Annotated in this window: 1 protein-coding gene; it reads left to right on the forward strand. The window is 51.0% G+C overall.

What is annotated here, in order from left to right:
• Window positions 1–232 precede the first annotated feature (232 nt).
• The gene (locus ACFQY8_RS08030) at window positions 233–952 is read left to right on the forward strand and encodes a hypothetical protein (RefSeq protein ID WP_377939459.1); all 720 of its coding nucleotides are present in this window, start codon (window positions 233–235) and stop codon (window positions 950–952) included.
• Window positions 953–1,246: the final 294 nt, after the last annotated feature.

A 1,246-nucleotide genomic window follows, 5' to 3' on the forward strand; every position in this document is an offset into this window, starting at 1 on the left:
CTGCACCAGTCGCCGCCCACACTTTTGGTGGTAGCCCCAGAGCGTAGCACACCCTCGCATCCACGCCACACACGAATCCACACGCGTCCCTGCTTGTCGCCTCATTCCACACGCTCAGCATGTTCCATGAGCCAACAAGACAAGAACGAAAACGTGTGTTTTCGGATGCGTCGTCCTATGCCAAGGGTGTACACGCCTGAAACTACCACCACAACAGGTAAGGAGAAAAGTTATGGCAAACATTTCAGACGCTACCGGCACGCTCTACGTAACCGCACGGAGCCAAGAAATCGCAGAAAAATTCATTACCCTCTACAGTAAGATTGCCAGCACGTGGTATTACAACACCACCATCGCTGGACAGGCAGACCTAGCAAGCCAAGACAAGACAACAGTCACCCTATGCATACCCTTCACAGCAAGCGGACGCTGGGTGTATGAAATCAATATCGACTGGACATTCCACCCACTGACCCAAACAGACCTAAAACTCACAGATGAGCAGCAGTCGCTGAGGTGTGAACTCCTTGATGAGGACATTACTGTACGGTACGACTACACCGACTATGAGCCAGGATGTAACGTCCTCCTGACTCGTAGCGCACAAATCCGCTACCACAATCACACTGTAGAGCAGCAAGAAGAACTCGATGTCGTCCATTATGACACGACTGTAGAAAACCTGAGAGAACTCATTGATGAAGACTTCTACGGGAAACAAACCCTTCTCGAAGAACTTGAAACAGGAAACCTCTCTACCATAGCGACGGTAGTATCTTCAGACACGGTTCGTCAGTTAGAAACCATAATGAATGACCCTGTTAAAAAGACCCGGCTTATTACTCTTGTCGAGGACAACGCCACTTTAGGCGTGGATTACACCATTGAAGCATATCTTGATATGTTCTACGAGACCTTCGCTCAAGACGTTGCAACCCTAGCGCAAGCCTAACCCTACACTATCACGCTTTCAGGGAGGAATAAATTTCTATTCACTCCTCCCTGAAAAGAGTCCCACCCCTTTGGGGAAGGAGCGTGGGCGGGTGGCTTACGAACTGGTGGAGTGTGTATGCTCAGACCGGCAAGCATACACACTCCACCAGTACCGTCCTCATGGTTGACCACACGCAAGGCGTGGTCAACAAGCCGCCACCCGAGAAAACGGAGCATTCTCACCACTCATCACGGAGGATGAGCAGCGAGAATGCACACGCCCTCTCGTGTGGAGCCACCCCTTAAAAGGGGT

Source organism: Alloscardovia venturai (assembly GCF_042676605.1).
Classification (GTDB): domain Bacteria; phylum Actinomycetota; class Actinomycetes; order Actinomycetales; family Bifidobacteriaceae; genus Alloscardovia; species Alloscardovia venturai.